The following is a 7,540-nucleotide window of genomic DNA, read 5'->3' on the forward strand; positions in this document are numbered from 1 at the left end:
GACTACGCCCGGCCGAAAAGGTCGCCGTGCTTCTCCACTCTGGCGAGTACGTCAGGGGCGGTGAACACCAGGTCCTCGGGGTGTTCACAGTCCTCGACCTCCTTCCACAGCAGCGGCGTCGAGACCGTCGGCCGCTCCCCGGCCCGCAGCGAGTACGGCGCCACGGTGGTCTTGGCCGGGTTGTTCTGGCTCCAGTCGATGAACACCTTGCCCGGCCTGGCCTTCTTGGCCATGACGCTGACGATCTCCTTCGGGTGCTCCTTCTCCAGGACCTGGGCCAGCCTCTTGGCGTACGCGGAGGGCTCCTCGCGGCAGTCCCAGTCGGCATAGAGCTGCATGCCCTTGTTGCCGCTGGTCTTGGGCCTGGCGTCGAGCCCCTCGCCCTTCAGCACCTCGCGCAGCGTGAGCGCCACCCGGCAGCACTCCACGATGGTCGCCGGCGCGCCCGGGTCCAGGTCGAACACGAGCGTGTCGGGCGGCAGCGCCGCGCCGTCCTCGTCCACGCGCCACTGAGGTACGTGCAGCTCAAGCGCGGCCAGGTTGGCGTAGTAGGCGAGCGTCGGCAGGTCCTCGATGACGGCGAAGTCGATGCTCTCGCGGTTCTTGGTGCTGCCGGGGGCGGGCAGGTTGACCCTCCTGACCCAGTCGGGCGTGTGCTCGGGCGCGTTCTTCTCGAAGAAGAACTGGCCGGTGACGCCGTTGGGATACCGCTTGACGGTCAGGGGCCGGCCGGCGAGGTGCGGCAGCAGGACGGGGGCCACGCGGCTGTAGTAGTCGATGACCTCGGCCTTGGTGAAGCCGATCTCCGGGTAGAGCACCTTGTCCAGGTTGCTCAGCGTCAGCTCGCGCCCGTCGACCCTGACCGGCACCTTCTTCACAGCGTCACCTCCGCGGGGAGCTTGTCGGCGCGCAGCCCGCGCCACACCGGATGTCTCAGCCGCAGCTCGTCGGTCCACATCGTGTAGCCCACCTCCCCGACGAGATCGGGCCTAACCCACCGATTCCTCCACGGGACCGCGTTCGTGAACGGGCTGCGCGGGATCTCAAGAGGCTGGAGCACCTGCTGGAGGTCGTCCAGGATGGCGTCGGTGAACCCGGTTCCCACGTGGCCGACGTACGTCAGCCCTTCACCGGTGAAGACGCCCATGACGAGCGAGCCGATCCCGCCGGCTCTGCGGCCCTTGCCGGGTTTCCAGCCGCCGATCACGACGTCCCTCGTGCTGAGGTGCTTGACCTTGATCCACCACGGCGAGCGCACGCCCGGCCGGTAGGGGGAGTCGAGGCGCTTGGCCACCACGCCCTCCAGACCCTGCTCCCGTGTGGCGGCGAGCAGGTCGGAGTCCCCTGGGAAGTACGGGGGTGCGCCGACGTCCAGCTCGTCGAGGAGCGCGCGGCGGTCGCGGTAGGCCAGGTCGAACAGCGGCCTGCCGTCCAGGCAGAGCAGGTCGAAGGGCATGTACGTGACGGGGTAGAGCTCCAGCACGGCCGGTTCCGGGTCGGTCAGGTGCATACGGTGCTGGAGCCGGACGAAACTGGGCCTGCCGCGCCGGTCCAGCGCCACGACCTCGCCGTCGAGCACGGCGTTCTTGACCCCGAACCCCGAGATTTCGGGGTATCGCCGGGTGTACTCCACGCCATGCCGTCCCGTCACCCTCAGGACGCCGTCGAGGTGCACGAGCGCGCGGATGCCGTCCCACTTGACCTCCAGGCCGTACCGGTCGCGATCGGAGGGTAGTTCCCCAGGTACGGCCAGCATTGGTTCAATCGGGTATGGCATTGGTTGCCCCATGACGGGTATGTGCCCATATGGTGAGCCCGCTACTGCTGAGGAGTGCCCATGCGCAGCATCTGGAAAGGTGCGATCTCCTTCGGGCTGGTCACCATCCCCGTGAAGCTCTACTCGGCGACCGAGCAGAAAGACGTCAGCTTCCACCAGGTCCACCGGGACGACGGCGGCAGGATCCGCTACAAGCGCGTGTGCACGGTCGACGGCGAGGAGGTCCCGTACGCGGACATCGCCAAGGGGTACGAGCTGGCCACGGGCGAGATGGTGGTGCTCACCGACGAGGACTTCGAGGACCTGCCGCTGAGCACGTCGCGCAGGATCGACGTCCTGCAGTTCACCCCGGCTGCGCAGATCGACCCCATCTACTTCGCCAAGTCGTATTACCTGGAGCCCGATGCGCAGGGCGCGAAGCCGTACGTGCTGCTGCGTGACGCCCTGGAGAGCTCGGGACAGGTGGCCGTGGTCAAGGTGGCGTTGCGGCAGCGGGAGTCGCTGGCCACCCTGCGCGTACGGGACGGGGTGTTCGTCCTGGAGACCATGTTGTGGCCGGACGAGATCCGCGCCCCCGACTTCGAGTTCCTGGAGGAGGACATCGAGGTCCGGACGCAGGAGCTCAAGATGGCCGAGTCGCTGATCACCACCATGGAGTCGGACTTCGACCCGAGCGAGTACCACGACACGTACCGCGAGGCGTTGCAGCAGGTGATCGAAGCGAAGGTGGCGGGCAAGGAGGTCGTCGCGGCGCCGGAGGAGGAAGAGGCGGGGCCGGCGGTGGATCTCATGGCCGCCCTGCGCGCCAGCGTCGAGGCCGCGAAGCGGGAGCGGACCGGCGAACCGGCCAAACCGAAGAAGGCGGCGGGCGGCGGCAAGTCCGCCAAGGCGTCGAAGGGGGCCGAGGAGGACAAGGCCGAGGAGGACAAGGAGGAGGAGAAGGCTCCGCCGAAGCGCAAGGCACGCAAGTCCGCTTAGCCGATCCGTTCCCCCGCCGTCCCGGTGCAGGCAGCGGACTGTCCAGCACGGCCGTTTCTCCCTCCTGCCGGACTGTCGAGTACGGCCGTTTCTCCGTCCTGCGGGTCTGTCGAGTACGGCCGCTTCCCCGCCCTGGCCGCAGGCCGGGGGCCTGCCGTCGATGTCGAGGACGGCCGCTCTCCTGGCGGGCCTCGGTACCGCCCTCGTCACCGGCCTGCCCGTCGCCATCGTGTTGACGACCCTCTGGACGCCGGAAGGGCCGTGCGACGGTTTCACGTCGATGGCCCACCGATGCCATGCGCCCCAGGTCGCGGGCGCCCCCTTCCCCTTCCCCGACATCGACGACGGCATTGCGGCGACGTAGGGACACCGCCTGCCCGCATGGCCGAAGCGGTGTGGCTGATCGCCGACGCCGCGATCGAACCGCCGGTGACCAGGACGACTCTGCCGCTCGACGGCAGCCGCTCGGGGTTCATGGACGCCCCTGTCTCCTCGCGCCCGCCTCAGCGGTGGGCGGGCGGCTGGTGAGAGGCGAGGGCGGCCCGGCGAGGTGGATCGAGCAGGATTCGGGTCGGGGACGAGCCACCCGCCTGGCGGGAGGGCCGCCCCGGGGTTGATGTGGAGGCTGCCGCTCGGGTGGGGCGGGGGTGAGAAGCCCTCGCCAGGACGGGACGGTATGAAGGCGCGCGAGCCGTCGCAACCGGAGAGGCGCGCCCAGAGCGTGTGGAACTGGGATGGGGGCGTGCAGAGAAGGCACGCGCAGGGTGGGCGGTGTGTAGGCGCGGGCTGTCGAGACGAGAGGCGCCCTTGGGATGAAGGTGTGGCTTGGAGGCGGCCGGCCGGTGTGCAGGCGCCTGGGGAGTGCGGGAGATGCGGCTCGGGTGGCTGGCGCGGCCGCGTGAGTGCCGGGCGGTATGGGGGCGTTCGGGCGGCCCGGGAAGGGGCGGGGGTTCTTCTGGGGTGGGCGGGTTGGTGTGCGCGGACGGACGTGCTCTCTCAGGGGGGCAATTCGGTTATTAGGCATATAGGGGACATTGTCTTCAAAGCGCAATAAGCGGGACTAATTGCCTGGGCTGAATCGGGTGGATGCGACCACCTCTTGGTGGATCGGAGTGAAGTGCCGAGATGCCGGGCACGGCGGCGACTCGGGCAGATGGCCGGTCCGGGCGATCATGATAGATTCGGACATATCATGGCATATCAGTCAATAAATGTTTAATCCAAGCAATAAGGCTGTTAATGCATAGCAAAAAGGCGGCGGTTCTGTGTTGCCATGCCCGCGTCCAGGAAATGACATTTCACGGATGGCTCATCAGAAGTCGTCCAGGGCAGTTCCCTGGCAACCGGGGAGCGTTGAGAACGGGGCAACCAATCCTTTAGGGGGAAACGCAATGCCCAAGCTCAAGAGTATCTTCGCAGGCCTCGCCGTCAGCACGGCCATGGGCGGCGGTCTTGTCGGACTGGGTGCGGCGACCACCGCGACCAGCGCCGACGCTGCCACCAGCGCCGGTGTCGTCACGTCCACCAGCTTCCAGGCCGGCTGCTTCCGCAGGTCCCGGTGCGGTGGCTGGGGCTGGGGCAACAACTGGGGCGGCTGGGGCGGCGGCTGGGGCTGGCGCCGTCACCACAACAACCGCGTGGGCAAGGTGAAGGTCACCATCCACAACCGCAACTTCAACCGCAACCGGGTGACGGAGCGGGAGGTCACGAAGCCGACGGTCCGCGACCACGACCGCGACCACGACGACGACTGACGTCGAGGGCGGACCGTCATCCTCATGAAGGCGGCGTCGCGCTGAATTCGACCACCGAGTACCGGGCTCGGACAATGGTCTGAATTCCGGCCCAGCGCGTCGGGGGATTCATTCTCTCCGTCCCTGCGGAAATTCTGGTGAGGGCTCCATCGGCATCGGCCGGGGAGCCCTCACTTGCGTTTGTGTACGACTCGCCATGCGAATCTGTGCCTACCGGCAAAAGTGGACAATTGCGGTTTGCTGGCTATTCATGGGGATATATCAAGGTCATGGGTGGCAGGCCAGGCAAGCCATACCATCCACGTCGTTTCCTGGGAATCCGGAAGCGTCGATAAACGGGGCATCCAAACCTTCAGGAGGAAACGCAATGCCCAAGCTCAAGAGTGTTATCGCCGGCCTCGCCATGAGCACGGCGCTGAGCGGCGGGGTGATCGGCCTCGGTGCGGCGACCACGGCCACCAGCGCCGACGCGGCCACCAACGTCACCACCGCGGCGACCACCACCACACTGTCCGGCTGCTTCCGTCGCTCGTGGTGCGGCGGCGGCTGGGGCGGGCGTAACTGGCGCCACCACCGGTTCCCCCGGATCCGCATCATCATCGTCAACCGGAACCGGAACCGGAACGCGGTCGCGGGGAACACCCACTACCAGGTCCGCCCTTACGAGTACGGACGCTGACCAAGGGCTCTGAACCTGGGCGCGATCCACGATCCCACACAACCGGGTGCCTGCATTCCACCGGACCCTCGTTCCCCGTCGAGAACGAGCTCCTCCAGGAATGCGGGCACTCACTCGTTCCACCTGTTTCTCCGGACGGACTTCTCGGGGAGCGACGGACGACGACAACCTGACGACCTGGACAACCCTGACGACGGACCGCCTTGGACGTCCCGAGGGGGGCGGGCCGGCCGAGGCGGGGTGGGGGTGGCGGACACGTTGAGTGCCCGCATCCGGGGGGCGATCCCCACTCTCCATCGGGAGCGGGGTCGGCCGGATGCGGGCACTCCTCCGTGTCGGCGTGGTCTCACCTCTCGGGCGAGCTCTCGCTGAGCGGGCTCACCCTGGGTGGGACTCCTGCCTAGTTGTCGTGGTGCTCGTGCTCGTCGTGCCGCTGGACGTTGTTGTTGTTGTGGTTGAAGTTGCGGTTCGAGTTGTGGATGACGACGCGGACCCGGGGAGCGTTGTTACGACGCCAGCCCCAGCCGCCGCCGCGACCCCAGCCCCAGCCGCCGCCGCGGCCCCAGCCCCAGCCGCCGCCACAGCGGCGGTGGCAGCCGCCGCCCCAGCGGTTGCCCCAGTTGCGGCCCCAGCCGCCCCAGCCGCACCGGGTCTCGCGGAAGCAGCCGGCCAGGGTGGCCGCGGTGGCCGCGCCGGTGGCGCTGGCGGCGTTGGCGCCGGAGGCGGTCGTCGCCGCGCCCACGCCGACCACACCGCCGGTCAGCGCGGTGCTCATGGCGAGCCCTGCGATAACACTTTTGAGCTTGGGCATTGTGTTTCCCCCTAAAAGGATTGATTGCCCCGTACTCGACACTCCGCGAAATCTGAGCCTTTCCAGATATCTGTGGAGTGGCGTGGATGCCCGCTAGCGAACATCCATGCCGGGGATATATCCCACCGAATGCCTCACAAACGGGCATTGTCTTCTCTTGTCCGACACTATGGAGCATCATGGTGCATAATCGGACATTTCGGACTACTTGGGCAGAGAGAAACGCGTGCGGATCCGGTGCCGAGGGAGAACGTAATGAGGGCTCCGCCGGCATTGAAGCCAGCGGAGCCCTCACCGGGAATTGCCGCGGAGACAGAAGAGAAAGGAGTCCCGGGCGGGCCCGCAATGTCCGGGTGCGGACCCTCCCGAAAGCCCAGTACTCGCCGGTCGAGTTCACTTCGCCGTGAAGAGCGACCATCCATGGAATACGGGCACCATTCCCGCGCCATCAGCTCACGGTTTGGTCGGTGAGTTGCGCCAGGCATTCCGCCGGGCGCAACCCACCTTTAGTTCTCGGTGTTGGTGTCAGTGTTGTCGTTCGTGTTCTCGTTGAAGATCTTGACGCAGACGCCGCCACCGCGGTGGTGCCGGCGCCAGCCGCCACCCCAGCCGCCGCCGCCCCAGCCCCAGCCGCCGCCGCCCCAGCCGCCGCCCCAGCCGTGGCGGTTCCTGTTGCAGCGGTGGTGGCGACGGTGCCCCCAGCCGTGGCCGTCCCCATCGCCCCAGCTGAGGGTCGTCGGGGTGGTGAGGTTGTTGGTGCTGGCGTTGGCGGTGGTCGTCGCGCCCAGGCTGACCACGCCGCCGGTCAGCGCCGTGCTGACAGCGAGACCTGCGATAACACTCTTGAGCTTGGGCATTGCGTTTTCCCCCTAAAGGATTGGTTGCCCCGTTCTCGACGTTCCCGAGAGCCCGGGAACCAGGTCTTGAACGACTAGCTGATGAGCCATCCGTGAAATGTCATTTCCGAGACAGAGCTACAGCAAACAGGAGTGGCCCTATTTTGCTATGCATTAGCAATCTTATTGCTTGCATTACAGCTCTATCGAATGAAATGCCATGATATGTCCGATTATGTGCATATGACGGAGTGCCCATCACATCGGGTTCCGGCAGTTCCGTCCGAGCTTTTCTCATGGAATGACGACATGGCCATATACGCCGGAGAGGCGGCGGCCGTGCGCGTGACAATGGCTCGCCGAAAATGCTCGCCGTGTCACGCCGGGGCGCCAGACATGAGAAATGCTGGACGATTCTGTCGTCGGGATCGTCCGGGGAATGGCATGACGCTTCCCCCGGTGGATTTCAGTGACGATAACTTTCCGGCCGCTCACGGAGAGTGTTCGGCAAGTCGCGTACTGTATCCGCTTCTGATGCTTACCCGTGCGGACCCCGATAAACGGTGATCGGCAGCTTTTGCCGCACACTTAAGCCGCCATGAGATCCCTTAGTGAGTGTTTGAGATCGGCGATCTTCGTTAGTCGCAGACGATTCTGGCCTGCCGCCGAGCGGGGCCCGTGCGGGTGAGACGGCGGGCCATACCG

8 protein-coding genes are annotated in these 7,540 nt (G+C 66.6%); 4 read left to right on the forward strand and 4 right to left on the reverse strand.

Going from position 1 to position 7,540, the window contains the following annotated elements; all coding sequences use genetic code 11:
- Positions 1-2: 2 nt before the first annotated feature.
- Positions 3-878 (reverse strand): non-homologous end-joining DNA ligase, encoded by an 876-nt coding sequence (gene ligD, locus ABZ444_RS35620; RefSeq protein WP_358006846.1) that lies wholly within the window; start codon positions 876-878, stop codon positions 3-5.
- The gene (gene ligD, locus ABZ444_RS35625; RefSeq protein WP_358006849.1) at positions 875-1,756 is read right to left on the reverse strand and encodes a non-homologous end-joining DNA ligase; all 882 of its coding nucleotides are present in this window, start codon (positions 1,754-1,756) and stop codon (positions 875-877) included. The genes ligD (ABZ444_RS35620) and ligD (ABZ444_RS35625) overlap by 4 nt, the downstream gene beginning before the upstream one ends.
- Before the next feature lie 81 nt (positions 1,757-1,837).
- On the opposite strand from ligD (ABZ444_RS35625), the gene ABZ444_RS35630 reads away from it, so the two are divergent.
- The 4 genes from ABZ444_RS35630 to ABZ444_RS35645 all read left to right on the forward strand — a co-directional run bounded on the left by ABZ444_RS35630 (position 1,838) and on the right by ABZ444_RS35645 (position 5,188).
- Positions 1,838-2,755 (forward strand): Ku protein, encoded by a 918-nt coding sequence (locus ABZ444_RS35630; protein WP_358006852.1) that lies wholly within the window; start codon positions 1,838-1,840, stop codon positions 2,753-2,755.
- Positions 2,756-3,136: 381 nt separating this feature from the next.
- Positions 3,137-3,283 carry a hypothetical protein gene (locus ABZ444_RS35635; protein WP_358006855.1) on the forward strand — a complete coding sequence of 49 codons (147 nt, stop codon included), beginning with the start codon at positions 3,137-3,139 and terminating at the stop codon, positions 3,281-3,283.
- An 863-nt stretch (positions 3,284-4,146) separates the two neighbouring features.
- A complete protein-coding gene (locus ABZ444_RS35640; protein ID WP_358006858.1) occupies positions 4,147-4,509 on the forward strand; it encodes a hypothetical protein in 363 nt (120 codons plus the stop codon).
- Between the two features lie 367 nt (positions 4,510-4,876).
- Positions 4,877-5,188, forward strand: coding sequence for a hypothetical protein (locus ABZ444_RS35645; RefSeq protein WP_358006861.1), 312 nt, complete (start codon positions 4,877-4,879; stop codon positions 5,186-5,188).
- A gap of 400 nt (positions 5,189-5,588) precedes the next feature.
- On the opposite strand, the gene ABZ444_RS35650 is transcribed toward ABZ444_RS35645, so the two are convergent.
- Both ABZ444_RS35650 and ABZ444_RS35655 read right to left on the reverse strand, forming a co-directional pair.
- Entirely contained in the window at positions 5,589-5,963 is a 375-nt protein-coding gene (locus ABZ444_RS35650) for a hypothetical protein (RefSeq protein WP_357987400.1), read from the reverse strand.
- A 542-nt stretch (positions 5,964-6,505) separates the two neighbouring features.
- A complete protein-coding gene (locus ABZ444_RS35655; protein ID WP_358006864.1) occupies positions 6,506-6,856 on the reverse strand; it encodes a hypothetical protein in 351 nt (116 codons plus the stop codon).
- Positions 6,857-7,540: the final 684 nt, after the last annotated feature.

Source organism: Nonomuraea sp. NPDC005730, assembly GCF_040630865.1.
GTDB lineage: Bacteria > Actinomycetota > Actinomycetes > Streptosporangiales > Streptosporangiaceae > Nonomuraea.